The sequence below is a fragment of the Streptomyces shenzhenensis genome (assembly GCF_021462265.1).
Lineage (GTDB): Bacteria > Actinomycetota > Actinomycetes > Streptomycetales > Streptomycetaceae > Streptomyces > Streptomyces shenzhenensis.
Genome location: NZ_JAJONF010000009.1, coordinates 20,525 through 39,742, shown reverse-complemented (window position 1 = coordinate 39,742; position 19,218 = coordinate 20,525). Strand labels below are relative to the sequence as shown.

General features: G+C 69.4%; 10 protein-coding genes and 1 tRNA gene. 4 read left to right on the top strand and 7 right to left on the bottom strand.

Going from position 1 to position 19,218, the window contains the following annotated elements; all coding sequences use genetic code 11:
* Nucleotides 1–92: 92 nt before the first annotated feature.
* From LQ326_RS14640 to LQ326_RS14620, 3 genes are all read left to right on the top strand, one after another.
* Entirely contained in the window at nucleotides 93–1,691 is a 1,599-nt protein-coding gene (locus tag LQ326_RS14640; protein WP_234536498.1) for an outer membrane protein assembly factor BamB family protein, read from the top strand.
* Between the two features lie 1,507 nt (nucleotides 1,692–3,198).
* Complete coding sequence (locus tag LQ326_RS47875; protein WP_268207081.1) at nucleotides 3,199–9,066, top strand: RHS repeat-associated core domain-containing protein; 5,868 nt, start codon at nucleotides 3,199–3,201, stop codon at nucleotides 9,064–9,066.
* A 94-nt stretch (nucleotides 9,067–9,160) separates the two neighbouring features.
* The gene (locus LQ326_RS14620) at nucleotides 9,161–9,325 is read left to right on the top strand and encodes a hypothetical protein (RefSeq protein ID WP_234536496.1); all 165 of its coding nucleotides are present in this window, start codon (nucleotides 9,161–9,163) and stop codon (nucleotides 9,323–9,325) included.
* 54 nt (nucleotides 9,326–9,379) lie between these two features.
* Here LQ326_RS14620 and LQ326_RS14615 read toward each other — a convergent pair whose 3' ends face one another.
* Together LQ326_RS14615 and LQ326_RS14610 are read right to left on the bottom strand one after the other, a co-directional pair.
* Nucleotides 9,380–9,889, bottom strand: coding sequence for a DUF4383 domain-containing protein (locus tag LQ326_RS14615; protein ID WP_234536493.1), 510 nt, complete (start codon nucleotides 9,887–9,889; stop codon nucleotides 9,380–9,382).
* A 69-nt stretch (nucleotides 9,890–9,958) separates the two neighbouring features.
* A complete protein-coding gene (locus tag LQ326_RS14610; RefSeq protein WP_234536491.1) occupies nucleotides 9,959–11,350 on the bottom strand; it encodes a hypothetical protein in 1,392 nt (463 codons plus the stop codon).
* 205 nt (nucleotides 11,351–11,555) lie between these two features.
* Here LQ326_RS14610 and LQ326_RS14605 point away from each other — a divergent pair.
* A tRNA-Val gene (locus LQ326_RS14605) sits at nucleotides 11,556–11,630 on the top strand.
* Between the two features lie 85 nt (nucleotides 11,631–11,715).
* Here LQ326_RS14605 and LQ326_RS14600 read toward each other — a convergent pair.
* Genes LQ326_RS14600 through LQ326_RS14580 form a run of 5 tightly spaced genes read right to left on the bottom strand, consistent with a single transcriptional unit; the run spans nucleotide 11,716 to nucleotide 19,200 of the window.
* Entirely contained in the window at nucleotides 11,716–13,818 is a 2,103-nt protein-coding gene (locus LQ326_RS14600; protein WP_234536489.1) for a mannosyltransferase YkcB-related protein, read from the bottom strand.
* A 56-nt stretch (nucleotides 13,819–13,874) separates the two neighbouring features.
* Nucleotides 13,875–14,951: a C40 family peptidase gene (locus LQ326_RS14595; protein WP_234536486.1), complete on the bottom strand. Its 1,077-nt coding sequence runs from the start codon at nucleotides 14,949–14,951 to the stop codon at nucleotides 13,875–13,877.
* 44 nt (nucleotides 14,952–14,995) lie between these two features.
* A complete protein-coding gene (locus tag LQ326_RS14590) occupies nucleotides 14,996–15,478 on the bottom strand; it encodes a poly-gamma-glutamate biosynthesis protein PgsC/CapC (RefSeq protein ID WP_234536483.1) in 483 nt (160 codons plus the stop codon).
* On the bottom strand, nucleotides 15,475–16,938 hold the full coding sequence (pgsB, locus tag LQ326_RS14585; protein WP_234536481.1) for a poly-gamma-glutamate synthase PgsB: 1,464 nt from the start codon (nucleotides 16,936–16,938) through the stop codon (nucleotides 15,475–15,477). The genes LQ326_RS14590 and pgsB overlap by 4 nt, the downstream gene beginning before the upstream one ends.
* A 15-nt stretch (nucleotides 16,939–16,953) precedes the next feature.
* Nucleotides 16,954–19,200: a HAMP domain-containing protein gene (locus LQ326_RS14580; protein WP_234536478.1), complete on the bottom strand. Its 2,247-nt coding sequence runs from the start codon at nucleotides 19,198–19,200 to the stop codon at nucleotides 16,954–16,956.
* Nucleotides 19,201–19,218: the final 18 nt, after the last annotated feature.

Genomic DNA, 19,218 nt, shown 5'->3' with positions numbered 1-19,218 from the left:
AGTTCGGGCCGCGGCCCGCGACAGACAGCACTTGTCACGGCGCATCACTGCGGCTGGTACCTGCGGATGCCCGAACAGAAGAGAGTACGGAGATGACGACGCAATCGTCGCCGGGACAGGGCCCTCCGCAGGAGGAGCCGGGCTGGGCGTTCCGGCCCCGAGAGTCGGCCGCCCGCCCGCAGCCATACGGGAACCAGTGGCGGCAGGTGGAGGCCGACACGCCGAAGGACGCCCGGCCGGCGGCCGAGCAGGCCCACCACGCGGTTTTCGCCCCCCGGTTCGACGCCCACGAGGCCGTGCGCGAGCCGGGTGGCCGAATACCTCCGTACACCTGGCACGGCGGCGAACCCGCGGACCAGGAGCGCGAGCAGCACTCGGAGGTGACCGCGGTCCTCGGACGGGTGTCCCTCCGCTACCCCGAGCCGGTCGCCGCGCAGCCCTCCGCTGGCAGGGGCGGCAAGAGGCCCAGGAAGACCAGGCGGGCGGGCCGGACCGCGCTCGTTCTCGCCGTCCTCGCCGCCGTAGGCGGCTCCGCCGCTGTCCTGCTCAAGCAGGAGGACGCCGACGCCGTCGCCTCGAAGAACCTGACGCCGGTGTGGCAGATACCGGCGCTCGCCCACGACGACACACTCATCGGCAGCTGGCTCACCGACAAGCTGCTCGTCCGGGCCGGCACCCGGGGCGGCCTGCGGGCCTACGACCTCACCGACGGCAGACAGCTGTGGAGCACCGCCTCCTCCGCGGCCGCCGCCAAGCGCGGCACGGTCCCCTGCGCGATGTCACCGACACTGAGCGCCAAGGGCGTCGGCACGGTCGCCTTCGGCGAGGACGGCAGCACCTGCACCTGGCTGGCCGGCGTCAAGGCGTCCACCGGCAAGATCCTCTGGTCCATGCCGTTGACCAGCACCAGGCACCCGTCGACGGTGACCGCCTCGACCTATGTGCAGGGCGACGTCGCCACCATCGTCAGCGAGAACTTCCTCGGCGGTGTGAACATTCGCACCGGCAGCCGCGTGTGGGGCTACAAGCCCCGCGGCCGCTACTGCAACGCCTACGACTGGGGCACCGACGGCACCGTGCTGGTGGACGACTACTGCCTCGACAAGAAGACAAGGTTCACCCTCACCGCGTACAACGCGAAGACCGGGAAGATGATCTGGCGGAAGACCGAGAGCGCCCACTCGGATGTCACCCGCATCCTGTCCGGCTCACCGCTGGTCGCCGCCGTCCACACGGCCCGCCAGGATGCCGTGCGGGTCTTCGACGCCCATGGCAACGGCCGCAAGCTGGCCGTCGGCGATGACGAGCTCACCAGCGGCAACACCACCGAAGCCGACCACTCCGCCCGGCTCTACGGCACCGTCCTGGTCACCCCGGCCTCGGTCGTCGGCGGCACCGCCGTCGACGGCTTCGACACCACCACCGGCGCCAAACTCTGGTCCCGCCCGTCCATTGCGCTCGCCGTCCCGGCGCCCGGCGGGGACGAGACGGTGTACGCCGTCACCACGTCCGGCTCCCCGCAGCTCGTCACCATCGACCGGCATACCGGGCGAACCACTCCGGTCGCGGGCTTGCCGAAGGGGAGCGGCAAATGGAACTTCACTGCCGGGACGGTGTACATCACCCCGGACGGCGGCGTGCTGGAACTCAGCTCCCTCGGGTCCGACGGCGGCGTGCGCTTCTACCACTAGGTACCAAGGCCGTGAAGTCTGCGGCCGGGCGGGGGTGTCAAGGCGACCAGCACCCGACCGGGCACCGAACCTGAGGTTCCCGACTCGTATTGGCCGTAGCGGAGTGCGGTCGGGTTGGCCGCTCGTGGCGTTCGGTAGGACGCTGGGCTGGATGGCTCGTGAGGTTCCTGCCGCCCCTCGGGGTGTGCCACCGGCCCGGTGTCCGGCCACGGTCTGACTCAACACAGGTGTGTCCCGGCAGCGGTTCCGGAAGGCGGCGTGTCGGCCGTGGACGTCCTGTCGTCCGCTGTGGGTCACCGACCTGCCCATGAGAACGTCATTGGGAATCCTTTGCCAACCGCCGCCGATATCGCGTACGCGGTGAGACAGACGGGGTGCACAGGACCGAGGCAGGAGCGGCGCTACGCAAGCGCGCTGAGCGAGCCGGGCGTCCTGGATGTCGTGGCCCGGCCGGAGGTGCGGGCCGAGAACGGGGCGTGGGGCGCATACTCACCCCACGTGCGGGGTTCGGCTGTCCGCGCGGTGACGCCGACAGCGGCGCTGCTGCCGGAGCCGGACCTCAGGCGGACTTTTGGCGGACCGCTCGCCCGGCTACTGAGGGCGGCCGGATGCCGTCAGCCACGCGCGCACAAGGCGTTCGCCGTCGGGGACATCGCGGAGGGCGTGCACTGGGTGACCGCAGCCGGATCCCGGCCGGGTGCGGGGTCATACTGTCCGACCCCGACACAGGCCGAAGTGATCGTGGCGCCGGTTGCACACTGAACACGCCAATTCGCTGACGTCTCCTCACCGGATTCCACAGGAACACCCTTACCGAACCATGGCCTGGCGATGGCCCGCCCTTGGTGTCGAGCGCGTATTCGTGACCCTGTGCCACTGAATGCTCAGACCTGATCGACGTCCGGTGAACACCGGTGAGTCCGGTGCTCATTTTTGACTGCACTCGATCAGCTCACTGGCCTGAAATGAGTATGGACTGTGAAGATCCCTGGCCTGTATCTCTTGGGTGATCATGGGTGCTATCCGCGCCCGGACATCCCAGAGGAGTTCCGTGAGGACCAGTCGCACAGACCGCTTCCGCAAAAGACCCAGCCGTAGACCCCTGCCGGGCTCGCCTCGGCAGCTGGCGACGGTAACGGCCCTGGCGCTGCTGCTTGTCGCTGAAGCAGCCGTGACGCTCTCGACCACCGGGCAGACCTTCGCCGTCCCCGTTCACAAGACGCACACCACCCCGGTGGCGAAGTCTCGCTCCACCTCTGCCGGGCCGCTCTCGGCTCCTGACGTGGCGTCGGCATTCGCCACAGCCCGACTGCGTAAACGCAAGGTCGAGATCCTTGACCAACTTACTACCAGGACGACGACTTGGGCAAATCCGAACGGCTCGCTGACCACGCGGTCATATGCTGCGCCGATCCGCTTCAAGCGGGCTGGGAAATGGGTTGACGTAGATACAACCCTGCACACGGATGCCGAGGGCTCTGTCGCGCCCAAGGCCCAGCCAAATGGTTTGGTTCTCGCGCCCGGCGGCAAGAACGCCGTGCTTGCCGACATGGGTTCGGGCAGGCACCGGGTCGCGGTCGGCTGGAGGGGTACGCTTCCCAAGCCGTCCGTCAAGGGAACCACCGCCACCTACGCGAACGTCACACCGGGCGCGGATGTGACTGTGCAGGCGACGCGGACCGGCTTCGAGGAGAACGTGATCCTCAAGTCGCGCCCCAAGGCCGGTTACTCGGTGACCGTTCCGGTCTCCGCGAAGGGGCTGACGGCCAAGCAGCGCAAGAACGGCTCGATCACCTTCACCGATGCCCACCACAAGGTCGCCGGCACCATACCGGCGCCGGTGATGTGGGACGCCCAGGTCGACGCCAAGTCCCTGGAGCACCCGCACCGCGCCCGGGTGAGGATGACCATGTCCCAGTCCGGTGACACGGTGAATCTCACCCTGACCCCGGACGCGAGGTTCCTGGCCGACCCCAACACGCAGTACCCGGTCACGGTCGACCCGTCCACGAGCCTCTCCCCCCTGCTGGACACGTTCGTGGAGAACACCGACACGACCGCCGAGTACACGTCCACCGACCTGAAGCTGGGCACTTACGACAGCGGCACGGACGTCGCCCGCTCGTTCCTGGAGTTCCCGGTCCTCCAGCTCGACAACACGCTGATCCAGTCCTCGTCGCTGAACCTCTACGAGTACTGGGCCGGTGGCTGCGTCGAGTCGCCGTGGGAACTGTGGGAGTCCGGAGAGTCCTCCACGGACACGGTCTGGTCGAACCAACCCACCTGGAAGTCGAAGTACGCCACGACCTCCCAGACCAAGGGCTACTCCAGCGACTGCACCACCTCAAGCCCGGCCGGTTGGGTCTCCATCGACCCCTCGACCTTCCTCCAGTACGCCGGTGACAACGGCTACGACGTCGCCTACGTGGGCCTGCGAGCGTCCGACGAGACGGACAGCAACAGCTGGAAGCGTTTCTACTCGGCCAACGCCTCCGCCAACGTGCCCTACCTGTCGGTGACCTACAACTCGTACCCGATGCCGTCCGCTCCCACGGTGGCACCCGGTGTCTCCTCGGTCTCCGGCTCCACCACGACTCTCTACACCAACACGACCACTCCGCAGCTCCAGTCGACCGTCACCGACGCCGACGGCGGCAACGTGATGGCCCAGTGGAACGTCTACGACACCACCGGTGGTGGCAACACCAAGGTCATCTCCAACCTCAACGGCAGCTGGACGGCTTCCGGGGGTATCTCCAGCGCCTCCATCCCGTCCGGGACACTGGTCAACGGCCACACCTACACCGCGTGGCCCTACGGGTACGACGGCTCCCTGTGGTCGCGTCAGACGGTGCCGAACGGCCTGGTCTTCACGGTCGACACCACCAAGCCGGGCGCGCCGACGGTCGCGTCCACGGACTACCCGTCGGCAGGTTGGGCCAAGGGGGCCGGACAGAGCGGTGCTTTCACCCTCACTCCACCGTCCGGCGGCAACGACACCGCTGGTGTCGTCTGGCAGCTGGACTCCGGTGCGCAGACCTTCGTCGCCACCACCGGCTCGGCGGTCACCGTGTCGGCGACCCCGCCAGCGGACGGCCCGCACACGCTGACCGTCTACACCCGGGACGTGGCCGGCAATCTGTCGGACGCGGCCGTCTACTCTTTCAACGCCGGAGCCGGCGCGGTGACCTCCCCGAAGGAAGGCGACCGCACCGCGCGACGGGTGACCTTGTCTGCGGCGGGGCCCTCCACCGCGCAATCGGTGACACTCCAGTACCGGCGTTCTGCGGCCGACTCCTGGGCGAACATCCCGGTCGCAGATGTCACCAAGGGCGGCACCACCCTGTCCGCCTGGCCGGTGGCCATCTCCAGCGGTGCCTCGCCGTCTCTGGTGTGGGACGCTGCCGCCTCTCTCGGAGATGACGGCTCGGTGCAGGTCCGCGGGCACTTCACCGATTCCTCCAGCACCACCTACGACTCCTCCTCCGCCACCTTCACCCTGGACCGCAAGTCCACAGGAGCGGCGACCGAGCAGGTGGGTCCCGGGTCGGTGAACCTGTCCACCGGCGACTACACGCTCTCGGGCACCGACAGTTCCGCGTTGGGGCTGACGGTGACCCGTACCGCCTCCTCGCGCAGCCCGAGCAGTGGAGCCCCGGCCGGGCAGGCGGCTCCCTTCGGCCCGCAGTGGACGCTCGGTAGCGTCTCGGAGGTCGCTGCCACGAACTACACCGAGATTCGCCCGGTGACCTCCACCGCCGTACAGCTGGTCACCGCCGACGGCAGCGAGGTCGCCTTCACCAAGAACAGCGACGGCTCCTGGAGCCCGGAGCCCGGAGCCGAGAAACACACCCTCGTCTACGGTTCCTCCGCCGACCAGTACACCCTCACCGACACTGACGGCACGGTCACGGTCTTCGCCAAGTCCGCCGCCGACGCAGGCGTGTGGACAGTGTCCTCCACCACCCCGGCCGGCTCGGGCAACACCACCCGGTACCGGTTCGACACCGTCACCTCCGGCAGCACCACCTCGGTGCGCCTGGCCCGGATGGCGGCCCCGACCTCGGCGATCTCCGACCTGGGAACCTCCTGCCTGACCCCGGCCACCCCGGCGGCCGGCTGCCGTGTCCTGGAACTCAACTACGCCACGTCGACGACCGCCACCGGTACCACCAGTGGCACCTTCGGCAACTACACCGGCCGCGTCGCCAAGCTCACCCGCTGGGCCACTGACCCCTCCACCGGCGCCGAGGCCTCCACGGTCGTCGCCCAGTACGCCTACGACAGCAACGGCATGCTCCGTCAGGAATGGGACCCGCGCATCAGCCCCAGCCTGGTCACCCAGTACGGTTACGACTCCGCAGGCCGGGTCACCAGCCTCACTCCGCCCGGCGAGCTCCCGTGGTCCTTCACCTATGGGACGGCCGGTACCAGCGGCGACACCAACGCAGGCCGCCTGCTGAACGTTTCCCGCGCCACCCTCACCCCGGGCTCGGCGTCCACCACCAACGGCACCGCGACTACCACGGTGGTCTACGACGTGCCGCTGACCACCGGCGCTGGCGGCCCCAACGCCATGGGCACCAGCAGCGTTGCCACCTGGGCACAGACCGACACACCCACGGACGCCACGGCCGTCTTCCCCGCCGACCAGGTACCGTCCTCCAACACCGGCAGCGGCCACCTGGCCAGCGGCGACTACACCCGAGCCACCGTTCACTACCTGGATGTGAACGGACTGGAGGTCAACACTGCAGAACCGGGGGGGCACATCGCCACCACTGAGTACGACACCTTCGGCGACACCGTCCGTCAGCTCACGGCTGCAAACCGGGAACTGGCCCTGGCGAGCGGCTCCACCAGCGAGCTCAATGCCCTCGGCCTGGCCTCGATGGGCACCGCCCAACGAGCCACGCTCCTGTCGACCCAGAACGTCTACGACCCGACGGGCCAGCGGGAGACAGACACCTACGGCCCGCTGCACAAGGTGACCCTGCAACATGCCCTGGCCGCCTCCGGCACATCCGCCGCCCTCGCGGCCGGCGCCGTGGTCGCCGCCCGTACCCACACCCACAACACCTTCGACGAGAACCGGCCGGCCGACGGCTCCGCCAAGGTCTCCGACGAGGTGACCACCGCGGTGACCGGCGCGGCAATCACTGGGTACTCCGCGGACGCGGACGCCACCACCCGCAAGACGTACTACGACTGGACGCTCGGTGAGCCGGTCAAGACAGTGGTGGACCCTTCCGGTCTCGCGATCACCACGGTGACCGGCTACAACGCGGCCGGGCAGGTCATCTCCACATCCCAGCCGTCCTCTAGCGGCTCGGACGCGGGAAGCACCACGACGACCTACTACACCGCGACCGGTTCGGCTCCCTGCGGCGGCCACCCCGAGTGGGCTGACCTGGTCTGCCGGATCGCCCCGGCAGCCGATATCACCGGCGGTGGCTCCAACCCCGTCCAGCGCGTGACGATCACGACCACCTACACGATGGCCGGTCAGCCCGCCACGGTGACGTATACCGCCAACGGAGTCACCCGCAGTACCACGACCACCTACACCGCCGACCGGCCGTACCAGACCTCGGTCTCCGGCGGGGTCGGCCAGGCAGTGCAGACCACGACCACCAGCTACGACCCGAGCACCGGGAAGGAGGCCTCCGGCTCCACGCCGGACGGCAAGACGATCACCCAGGCCTTCGACCAGCTCGGCCGGCTGATGACGTACACGGACGCCGACGGCAACACTGCCAGTAGCCAGTACGACAGCCTCGGCCGACCCACCAAGGTCACCGACTCCGCCCCCTCTACCCTCACCTACACCTACGACACCACCAAGGACCCCCGCGGGCTGGCCACCTCCGAGAGCGACTCCAACGCCGGCACCTTCGCCGCCACCTATGACGCCGACGGCACCCTGGCCACCGAAACCCTGCCCGGGTCGGTCACTCTCACCGCAACCGTGGACGAGACCGGCCAGAGCACCGCACGGACCTACACCGACAAGTCCGGCAACGTCCTGGTCTCCGACCAGGCAGGCCTCTCCGCCAGCGGACAGGAGGTCACCCGGGCTCTGTCCACCTCCGGCGGTCTCGGTCTCAACGACGCCTATGGCTACGACGCGTTGGGCCGGCTGACTCACACGAACGAAACCGTCCTCCAAGGACAGGCACAGACCTGCACCGCGCGCACCTACGCTTTCGACAAGGACTCCAACCGGACCGGCCTGACCACAGCCACCGGGGTGACCACCACTGGCCGCACCACAGCCACCTGCCCGACCAGCGGTGGTACCACCGTCTCTCACACGTACGACACAGCCGACCGCCTGGCTGACACCGGTTACACCTACGACGCGTTCGGTCGCACGACCGCCGAGCCGAACGGCACCACAACCGCCTACTACAGCAACGATCTCGCCTACCGGCAGACCAGCGGAAGCAATCGCACCACCTGGCAACTCGATCCCGCCGAACGCTTCCGCGCCTACACCACCGAATCCAACGCATCCGGTACCTGGACCCAGACCGCATCCAGGGTCAACCACTACGACGGGTCCTCGGACTCCCCGTCCTGGACGGTGGAGAACACCTCCACCGGTGCCTACACCCGCAACGTCACCGGTCTCGACGGCGACTTGGGAGCCACCTATGCCTCCGCAAACGGTGACGTCGTCCTGCAACTGACCAACCTGCACGGTGGTGTCAGCATGGCCCTGCCCACCAACGACGCCAACATGGCCGTCATCGTCATGGCTACCGACGAATACGGCAATCCCCTGGCCGGTACGGCCACCGCCCGTTATGACTGGCTCGGCGGTGCACAACGTTCCGCCGAGACCCCGACCGGCGACACACTCATGGGCGTCCGCCTCTACAACCCCACCCTGGGACGTTTCCTGAGTACCGATCCCATCCCCGGAGGCAGTGCCAACGCCTACGATTACTGCAGCGGGGACCCGGTCAACCGTCTCGATCTCGATGGCCGTTGGTCATGGAGTCATACCTACCACTTCTCCTGGGGCCGTGTCTGGGCCCGGATATGGACTCAGGGTTTTGGAAGCAGCTACGGAACCGCGTATGCATCCGCGGTGTTCAACAAGACGTGGACCCGCCGGATCACCTCGTACGCGGCGTACATCTACGGTCCAGCAGCGGGAATCGCGGCGCTTTTCGGTCTGCCCGGCGCCGCGATTGCCGCAGCAATCTTGATAAGCGGCTCCTGGATCCAAGCCACGGCCCAGTACGCGAGGAACCACGGGAAATGCCTGGCCATCGTCGCGGGAGAGTCACTGGTCGTCGGCCGGTGGACGCAGATTCCCTACGGCGGGTACAGTGCCTGGGCCTATCCCTGGGTTTCTAGCTGCTGATTCTTGAAAGTAGTCAACTGGGGTCGCCTCCTCTGGCCTAACTCGCGAGAAGAGGCGGCCCCAGTTGTCGTCATAGATTCAAGAGAAGGATCTCATGCGCTACTCGAAATCGGTCGCCCTGTTCTTCGTCGGTATGACGATCGCGCTTATCGGTGTGATATTCGAAATATTTTTCGTGTCAGAGGCTGGGCTGCCTAATTTCCAGGTAGCTGTCCTTCTGCTTGCCGCTGCATGGATTGTGGAGCGGCGTTCGAAGTGATAAACGCTGCCGATTGATTTAGCCCGCTTGATCGTCGACGCCCGGTGTGGCCCGCTACTCCGCCTCCGGGTGGCGGGCCCGCCAGTACGGGTTGTCGTGCGGCAGGTTCGTGCTGACCCTGCCGTACATCCCGAACACCATCAGCACGAGGCCCACCACGAAGCTGAACAGCACGTTCTGGATCCTGAAGTCCAGGAAGTTCGAGCTGGTGTCGAGCAGGCCCAGGAACAGGAAGCCGTTCAGGATGAACAGCACGCCTAGCACCATGTTCAGCGTGGACGCGAAGTTCCCGCCGACCACCATGCCGATGAAGAGCAGTAGCCCGACACAGATCGACAGCACGCTCAGCGCGCCGTTCGTGTTCAGGCCGATCGCGGTGTTTCCGCCGGTGTCGAAGAAGCCGATGTTGTTGGTGAGTCCGAGGATCCCGAAGGCCAGCAGGAACAGGCCCATCAGGCCCGCCCCGATCCGGTAGACCCTGTTCAGGCGGTGGTCGATGGGCAGCGCTTCGTCGAAGGTGATCTTCTTTCGCCGCGTCCCCGGGTGCGTGACGTGTGAGGCCATCTCCGCCTCCTGGTATCGAATGCGGGACGCTACCCAATATCCGCCCGCGACGGCTCTTCGGCAAACGCCTCAGTGACCGCCGGTGCCCCGGTCCTCCCGGATCCGAGCGACCACCCGCGCGACCGACTGCCGTACCGCTTCCGTCTCCGTCAGGAAGTGCCAGTAGTCCGGGTGCCGCCCCTGCAGCGACCCGACCGCCCGGTCCAGCCGCGCCACCGCGTCGTCCAGTGGGTGCGCGTGCCGCGGATCGGGGCTGGTCCGCCCCGACATCGCGAGCCGCTGCGCGTCCCGGATCGCGAATCGGGTCCGCTCGACCTCCTGCTGCGGATCCTTCTGCACGGCGTTCAGCCGGCTCAGCCGGTCACCGGCCGCCGACACGGCCTCGTCGGTGCTGTTCAGCAGTGCCCGTACGGTGGTCAGCAGCGAGGTGGCCTCGGCCCACTTCTGCGCGTCCCGCGCGGCCTGCGCCTCCGTGAGTTTGAGTTCGGCCTGCCGCACGTTCGCCACGGCCTGCTCGGGCACCTGCTGAAGATCCTGCCAGCAGGCGGCCGAGAACCGCCGCCGCAGTTCGCTCAGCACGGGGTCGATCTGTCCGGCCCGGGTGGTCAGCGCCTGCGCGCGCGTCCGCAGGCTCACCAGCCGGTGATCGATCTCGGCGGCCTTCTCCGGCAGCCGCTCCGCCTCGACCCGGATCGCCTCGGCCTCCCGCTGCACCCGCCCGGCCCGCTCCAGCGTGGCCTGCGCACCATGCTGCGCGGCCCCCTGATTGAGCTTGGTCAGCTCAGGCGCAAGCGCGGCGAGCCGAGCCGCAAGATCATCGGCCCGCAGCTGGGTGGCTCTCACGGCGTCGAGGGCGTCGCTGGCCGCCAGCAGCGCCTGCCGGGCCCGCTCCACGGCTGGCGCGAGCCGCGCCAGCTGTGTCTCGGCCTTGCCGAGCAGCGGCGCGAGCGACTCCCCGAACCGGTCCAGCTCCCGCTTGACCCCGACGAGCTCGTCCTTGGCGCGGGTGATCTCCCCCCGGGCCCGCGAGGCGGCGGCGGCCTCCAGATCGTCCCGGTCCAGGTCGTAGGCGTCGATGGCCTGGATGTACCGATTGCTCACGTCGTCGATCCGCCGCCCCAGCGCCTCGAAGTCGGAGACGGCACGACGGGCGGCCGGCGAGTCGTCGACGGCGGAGATGGTCTCTATGGAGATCCGCAGATCCCGCTGGGCGGTGTCCAGCTCGTAGAAGGCGGCCGCGGCAGCGTCCTTCGCGGCCTGGGCCTCGGCCCGCTGGCCCTCGGCCCGCCCTCCGAACCACCGCCGGGTCCCGCCACCGGCGAACGCCGCGGGCACCACGAGCACGGCCACCAGCGGCAGACCCATGAGGGTGAGGGCGTCCCGGAGAGCGGCGGCGGCGCCGCGCCGGGGTGGCGGGGGAGGCGAATACGACTGCCCGGGTGTCGCCGTTGTCGCCGTCACATCCCTCTCCCGTGCCGCGGTACGCCCTGTGCTCAGGCGGTGAAAACATTCTCCCACCCGTGAAAGACGAACACACGGGGCGGTCAGTTCGCGGTTCGCGTGATCACTTCGGTTCCGCCGGAGGGGCCGGAGGGGTACGCGGCCCACTCCGGAAAACGCAATTGCGGGGCGGAGCCCGGGACGATGTAGGCTGTCGACTCGTCTCGGGTGCGTAGCTCAGGGGTAGAGCGCCTGCCTTACAAGCAGGATGTCGGCGGTTCGAAACCGTCCGCGCCCACCAGTCACAGGTAGCAGGTCAGCGGCCCTTCGGTGTGATCACCGAGGGGCCGTTCCCGTGGCCGCGGTCCCTCGGTCCGGGGCGCACCTCACTTTTGAGGGTTGCAGTCGTAGAGGCTGAAGCTGCCGTCGGCGCGGCGGCCGTAGGCGGTGGGCCGGATGCGCTTGCAGTGCGACTTCACCCACGTGGTGGCGGCACTCGTGGGGCGCTGGGTGGTGAGCAGTGCGTAGCGCACCTGGTGGGCGGCGACGAGGCTGCTGAACTGCTGGGCGGTGGGGAAGGGGGTGTCGCCGGTGAAGCCGCCCATGACGAGGACGGGCTCGGACTTCGCGCGCAGCAGGGGCTCCGCGGTGTAGGCGGCCTGGGTGGCGAGCAGGTACTTCTCGCCGTTGCGGTGCGTGGAGAGGTAGTCGAGCAGGGCGGTGTCGCGGGCGCTGGGCCGGTCGAGCCCTATCCGCCGCGGGGCGCGGTGCTGGTGGTTGTAGTACGAGTTGCCTACCGGTCCGGTCATCGGCGAGGCGGCGGCGCCCGCGTAGAGCGGGTCGAGGCTGGAGAGGGCCCACCCGGCCGGTACGACCAGGGTGGCCACGATCCCGGCGGCGAGGGCGGCGTGGACCATCCGCGGGGAGGTGCGCGGCCCTCGGCTCCACAGGCCCACCACGCCGCACAGCGCGAGCATCACGGCGACCGGCAGCAGCCAGGAGACGAACCGGGTCGGCCAGTCGAGCACCAGCGCCCATGCCGCCGTCAGCGCGATCGCCGCCGGCAGCGCAACGTGCCGTCGGCCGCCCGATTCTTCCTCGGACCGGTGTTCCGAATCGTCCTCGGACAGGTGTCCCGATTCGTGCGCCGATCCGTACGCTGCCACGTACGGCGACCAGGGCTCCGATTTGTCCGCCGACAGGTACGGCGACCAGGGCTCCGGCTCGTGCTCCGACCCGTGTTTCGGCTCGGGCTCCGGCTCGTGCTCCGACCCGTGCTCCGGGTCGTACGCCGACTCGTACTCCGACCGGAAGAGCGCGAGCCCGCCGCCGGCCAGCGCGGCGAGCGCCGGGGCGATGACGGCCGTGTAGTAGGCGTGGTTGCCGTTGGAAGCGCTGAACACCAGGGTGTGCATGGCCAGCCAGCCACCCCACATCAGAAAACCCGCGCGCAGCATGTCGGTTCGCGGTTGCCCGGTGCGCCAGACGATGCCCAGGACCGTGGCGAGCACGGCGATCGGCAGGAACCAGGCGACCTGGGGGCCGACCGTGTTGTTGATCAGCATGTCCCAGCCGGTGTTGCCGGTGGTGCGGCTGGTGGCGGTGCCGGCGACGGCGCCGAACGCGGTGGAATCGCTGCTGAAGCGGCTCAGGCCGTTGTAGCCGAAGACCAGAGCGAACGGATTGTTGTCGGTCGTTCCGTCGAGGTACGGGCGGTCGGCGGCCGGTGTCGCCCAGGCGATCAGCGCCCAGAGGCAGGAGACCGTCAGCGCGACCGCACCGCCCAGCAGGACGCGCAGAGCCCGCTTCAACGGCGCTCCGGGCGCGACGAGTTGGTACACGGCGGCGAAGACTGGCAGCACCAGCCACGCCTGCAGCATCTTCGTCTGAAACGCGAGCCCCACCCAGATACCGCAGGTGATCAGCGGCAGCACCCGTTCGGTGCGCACCGCCTTCTGCAGCGCCCCGGCGGCCGCCACCAGGAGCAGAGTGAGCGCGGTGTCCGGGATGGTGGCCCGGGCGAGGACCACGGTGACCGGGGTGAGGGTGAGTGCTAGCGCGGCGACCAGCGCGGCAAACGGACCGGCCCAGGCCCGTACGATCCGGTGCAGCAGCCATACGGTGAGCACGCCCTCGACGACCTGTGGAAGCGCGGCCGCCCAGGTGTGCGGGCCGAAGAGCCAGACGGAGATCGCGTCGGGCCAGAAGGCTCCGGGCAGCTTGTCGATGCTGATCGAACCGCTGGCGTCGAGCCCGCCGAAGAAGAAGGCGCGCCAGCCGCTGGCCATCGACCGTATCGCCGCCCCGTAGAAGGGATGGAGCGCGGCGTGCCCGATGCCCCAGGAGTACAGCACGGTGGCGACGACCAGCACCGCGGCGAGCGTCGGGCGCTCCCAGCGCGGGGCGTCTTCCGGCTGGCCGGAGCGTCGGTTCGCCGCCCGGCGGCCTCGGTGCGCTCCGGTGGGCCGGACGGCGGGGATGGCGGTCATGGCAGTGGTCCTCGGATCAGCAGGTCAGGTGAGGCGGCGGTGCACACTCGGCGGGATCACAGGCGACGGGCCGCCCGGAAGCCGCGGGCGTAGAAGTCGGTGCCGTCCAGCAGTGCGTGGCCCGACAGGTCGCCCATGGTCGGGCCGTTGGCGGCGGAGCGGCTCGAGTAGAAGCGGTGGCGGCCCTGGTCGTCGAGGCCCAGGTAGAAACCGACGTGGTCGATGAAGTTCGGCCGGTCCTTGATGATGGCGAAGAAAACCAGATCGCCGGGTTGCAGGACGCCCAGATCGGTGGGCCGCTCGTCGGTCTGGGGGATCACCAGGCGGCCGGGGCCGTAGGCGGCGATGGCGAAGGCGCGGCGCGGCAGGCCGACGCCCTTGGTGTTGGTGTTGTGCACGGGGAGGCCCATGCGGTAGCCCCACAGCAGACGCTGGAAGCCGGAGCAGTCGACGCAGCCGTAGCGGGCCTGCTCCGGCTGCACACGGGTGCCGTCCGGAAAGTCCCAGGGAACGCCCAGATAGTCGTAGAAGTCGGACTGTTCGTCGTAGTAGGCGAAGTCCAGCGGGTTGGTGACCTTGGAATTGCGCGGACCGAAGTGCGCGGTGCCCGCGTAGCGCACGCCGTCGGCGTTGTGCTTGTCGTGCGCCCCGGCGCTGCTGTACTGGAACGCCACTGCGAAGACGTCCGGGCTGGTGTCGAGGAGCGCCTTGCGGAACCAGGTCTGGAACCAGGCGGACTTCTCCATGCCCTGCTGCCACTCGTGCGGCAGCACCCGCACCCAGGCGTCCGTGGTCACCTTGGCCTCGGTGGTCCGCGGCTCGCTGAAGGTGCGGGCGGGCCCGGTAAGGACGGCCGTACGGGCTCCGTCGGTGAACGTGGCGAGTGTGCCGCCGTCGGCGGCACGGGCCACGGTGCGGTCGGGGGACGACAGCCGTTCGAAGGTGTGGGCTCCGGTGGGCCGGGCGCTCGGGCCGGTGCCCGTGCCGTCGGCGGCCGTACCGTCGCCGCTGTCGTGCCCGAGGCGGTCCCAGGCGAACGCGCCCGCCGCCCCGGCGGCCGCGACGCCCGCGATCGTCCCGAGCAGGGCGCGGCGGTTCGGATGGCCGCGCCTGCCGACGTGTTGGGAATGCATGGACGGTCCTCCTGGAAACGCGCGGTGAGAGGGCGGTGGGCGGGTCAGGCGGTGGGCAGGACCCCGATCAGCAGACCGGAGACCAGCACCACATAGGTGGCCAGTGTCACCGCGGTGGTCGAGATGAGCGTGGGCGCCAGCGGCTGACGGACCATCTGGTAGGAGACCAGGCCGGGCACGATGAAACCAAGTGTCTGTGACGTATAAAGCAACGGGAACTCATGGCTGAGGGCGAGCATCACGGTGGTCTGCATCAGCACCGCGCACAGCACGACGGCCGCGAACAGCCGCTTGCCGTAGAGGATCACCGTGCGCTGCAGCAGCTTCGTCATGAAGTACGTCAGCCCCGCCACACCGACCATCAGCCCGGCCATCTGCACGTCGGTGACGAGCGTGAGAGCGATCCAGCCCGGGGTGATCATCCCCCCGGGGGAGAGGTTGGTGGTCAGATAGCAGACGAGCGAGAAGACCAGCCCGAGGGCGATCCCGAGCGCGGCGGTCTGTGCGTTGAGATTGGCGGGGATCACGGGTTCCTCGTGGACTGGGACGGATCGTAGGAGTTACGCGGATCGTCTGTGGCGCTCGGGCCGTCTGGCGGGCCCGAGCGGGCGGCGACCCGGCGGGCGAGTTCGCGCTGTTCCGGGAAGTGGAAGGCCATCGTCGGTGTCTCCAGCGGCGCCACCCAACTGTACGGCTCCGGCTCCGGCGGCCGGGCCGTCGCGATCTGCGGCCGGACCAACGCGATCTGCATGGTCTCCTGGTCCAGTCCGTCGCCGCTGGGAACAGCGTCGAGCAGCTCCTCCGACTCGTCCAGCGGCAGCTCGGAGAGACATTCCAGGAACAGCTCGCCCTGGCCGTGGATGTTGCCGATCGCCACCAGCGAGGAGGCCGGGCCGAGTTCCGCGAGGATCGCCGAGGTCACCTCCTCGGGGTCCCGGCGGTCGCCGCCGAGATCCACCACCCGCCCGGTGAAGTCGGCCGGGATCGCGTCGCGGGCACTCTTGGTCGGGTGGCCGATCAGGAACACCGTCTCGGCGCCGAGGCCGGGGACGATCGCGCCCATCTGGCCGTTGCGCTCCACCCGGTCCGGGCGGCAGTTGATGACCGCGTTGACCGGCCGCCTGATCGCGCCCAGGTCCTCCAGTTGCTTGACGTTCATCAGCGTCGACTCGGGGTCGTTGGCCGCGAAGACGTTGGCGAACCGCAGCCGCTTGCCCTCGGGGGTGATGTAGCGCTCCACCGACAGCACACCCGGGTCGGGCGGCGCGTCCCACATACCCTGCATCGCGGTCTGCCGTTCCACACCGAGCAGTTCGGCGACGGTGAGCGCGATCGCCACGTTCTCCTTGAAGGTGAACCAGCTGAAGCCGCGCAGCTCCTCGTCGGTGACCATCTCGGGGTCGGCGTAGACCAGCCGGCAGTTACGGGCGTCGGCCTCCTCCTGGAGGATGTGGAAACGGTCCTTCTCCGCCGTCACGCACACCCCGCCCACCGGCATCGAGCGGGAGAGCGAGCGGGCGACGTCGTCCAGCGTCGGCCCCATCTCCTCCAGATGGTCCTCGCGGACGTTGCACAGCACGCCGATCGTGGAACGGATCAGCTTCTCCTGGTTGATCTCCTGCAGCGCGGGCATCACCGCCATGCACTCGATCACCAGCGCGTCCGGCCGGTAGGTCGCCGCCCGCCGTACGATGCCGATCTGCTCGACGATGTTGGACAGCCCGAACTTGCGGTAGATCGGCTCCTCGGTGGCATCCGGGTGGATGAACCGGGCCGCGGTACCGGTGGTCTTGGCTACCGTGACCAGACCGCCGCCGCGCAGCGCGCCCGCGCACAGCCGGGTGATCGAACTCTTTCCGCGGATGCCGTTGACCAGCACCCGCGTGGGTATCTGCTCCAGCGAGGCGAAGTGCCGCTGCTGTTCGAGGATTCCAGCGATCCACAGTGCGGCGCAGCACACCAGGACTATGACATAGAGGAAGAGCACGCCGATTCCGTCCTTCTACCGCTGGAGGGTGTTCTCGCGCAGAGGTCGGTAGGGCCCGGCGGCATGGCCGGATCTCGCCGCCCGGTCCTGTTCCGCCAGGGCCTGGCGGATCAGCTCCAGGCTACGGGTGACCGAGCCGATCTCGTCGTGGTTGACCGGGTGCAGCACGGTACGACGGTCTCCGCCGGCGAGCCGTGCGACGAGCACGGCGACCGAGCGCAGCGGCCGGATCACCAGGACGTGCAGCCAGCCCAGGCAGAGCGCGCCCAAGGTGAGGCCCAGGATCCCGGCGAGCATGGTGCGCTGCTGGGCCTGCATCGCGGGGATCTGGAGCGCCGCCGCGGGTTCCGCGGTCACCACGTGCCAGCCGAGGTGGGCCGTCGGACCGCTCTGCGCCAGCGGTGCGGCGGCGTCGACCGACGGGCCGGAGGACGTGCGGAGCACCGCGGAGGCCGCGGTGCCCGGGGTCCCGGGGGCGCCCTGGGTGGAGCGGGCGAGACGGGTCAGCCCGAAGTCGGGCAGCGACTGGAAGGCGCGGTAGCCCACACTCGCCGCCAGCACCTTGTTGTTGCGGTCCGTCACCCAGACGCTGCCCAGCTTCGGCCTGGGCAGAAGGGAGTTGAGAGCCTTCACGTCGATCTCGCCGAACAGCACCACCCCGGCTGCGGAGGTCCTGCCCTTGACGGCACGGACCTGGGCGTAGGCGGCGATCGCCGGGATCCGGCCCGAGGTGTTGACGGTGGTGATCCCGCCGCCCTCGGGCACGTGGACGAGGGTGCGCAGCGGTGCCTCGCCCACCCTCAGCGTGATGCCGCCCGAGCGGTCCAGGAGGTACAGCGAGCGGTACGACTTGTGGTCGGCGAGGGTGCGCCGCAGAACCTTGGTCTGGGCGGCCCGGCTGGTGCCCGGCAGAAGTGCGGCCGTCGCGGTCAGGTCGCTGTACGACTGGTCGAGGGACTGGCGGATCCGGTTCGTCGCGATCTCGGTGCGCGTCTGCTGGTCGGCGAGGACCGGAGCGGGAACCGCGGTCGCGGCGTCCGCCCGGTTCAGCACGAAGATCATCGGCACCGCCCAGCAGGCCACCACCACGACGCCGACCACGGCCAGCGCCCGGTAGCCCGGTCCGCGCTGGGTCGGGACCTCCTCGGGACCGCTCTCGCCGAGCAGTTGCCGACGCAGTGACTCCAGTGCCCGCCCGATCCGGGCCAGTTCCCCGAAGCCGTGCACCGGAACCGGTCGGTACAGCTCCTCCAGCGCGGCCGGGCTGTCCTCGGTCGCGCCCCGGGCCAGCCGGCCGGCGGACAGATACAGCCGCAGCAGCGGCCGCTGCACGGAGAGGTGCAGCGCCAGCCCGAGCAGCAGCGCGACCACGGCCAGCGCCCCGGCGGCCTTGAGGGCGAAGGGCAGGTAGTCGGTGGCGGCGGTCGTGACGGGCACCGTGCGGGAGGTGAACACCATCAGACCGAGGCCGTCGGTGGAGCCCGGACCGGTCGCTGAGGCGACCTGAGCCCAGCCGGCCACCGTGCGCCCGCTGCCCGAGGCGGCACCCAGCAGGCTTCCGGAGGCGTCGGCGGCACTCCCCGACTCCTTCGCCGCGCGGGCCGCCGTCGCGGGCAGGCCGCTGTCGGCGGCGGCCGGCGACGCCGTGCCGCGGGATGTGGTGGTGAGCGCCGTGCCACTCGCGTCCAGCACCTTGGCGGTGCGTCCGTCGCCGTACGTCGTGAGGGTGGGGAGGACTTCGGAGACCGCCAGCAGCCACTGCCGGTCGGGCCGGTTCACGAGCTGGTCCTGGTTGGCGTCGTCCTGCTGCGCGGGCACCGTGACCTTGGCGAAGTACAGCAGTTCCCGCGTGCCGCCCGCAGTCACCAGGCGGGGCGGGATCACACCGTGCCCGGACGCCGTCCTGGCGATGTCCACCCTGGCCAGCGGCACCGGCTTGCCGCCGGCCGCCAGCAGTTTGCCGGTGCGCGCGTCGAGCAGCGCACTGCCGACGACCGCCTTTCTGGCGGAGGTCAGCGCCTTGAGCGTGGTCGCGGGGGTCGACGCGCTCGTCGCGGGGTACGTGTTCGCCGTACGGTGCACCGAGCTCGCCTCGACGTCGATCGAGGTGCGCATCGACAGCGCGGTGTCCGCGGCGATCTGCTGCTCCCCGTTCAACACGGCCTGCGGCACCCGCGTCGCGTGGATGCCATCGAGGCCGGCCACGGTCACGACGGCGACCACCAGCAGCAGTACGACGAGAGCGGCTATCGGCGGGCGCACCCCGCCAAGCATCGGCAT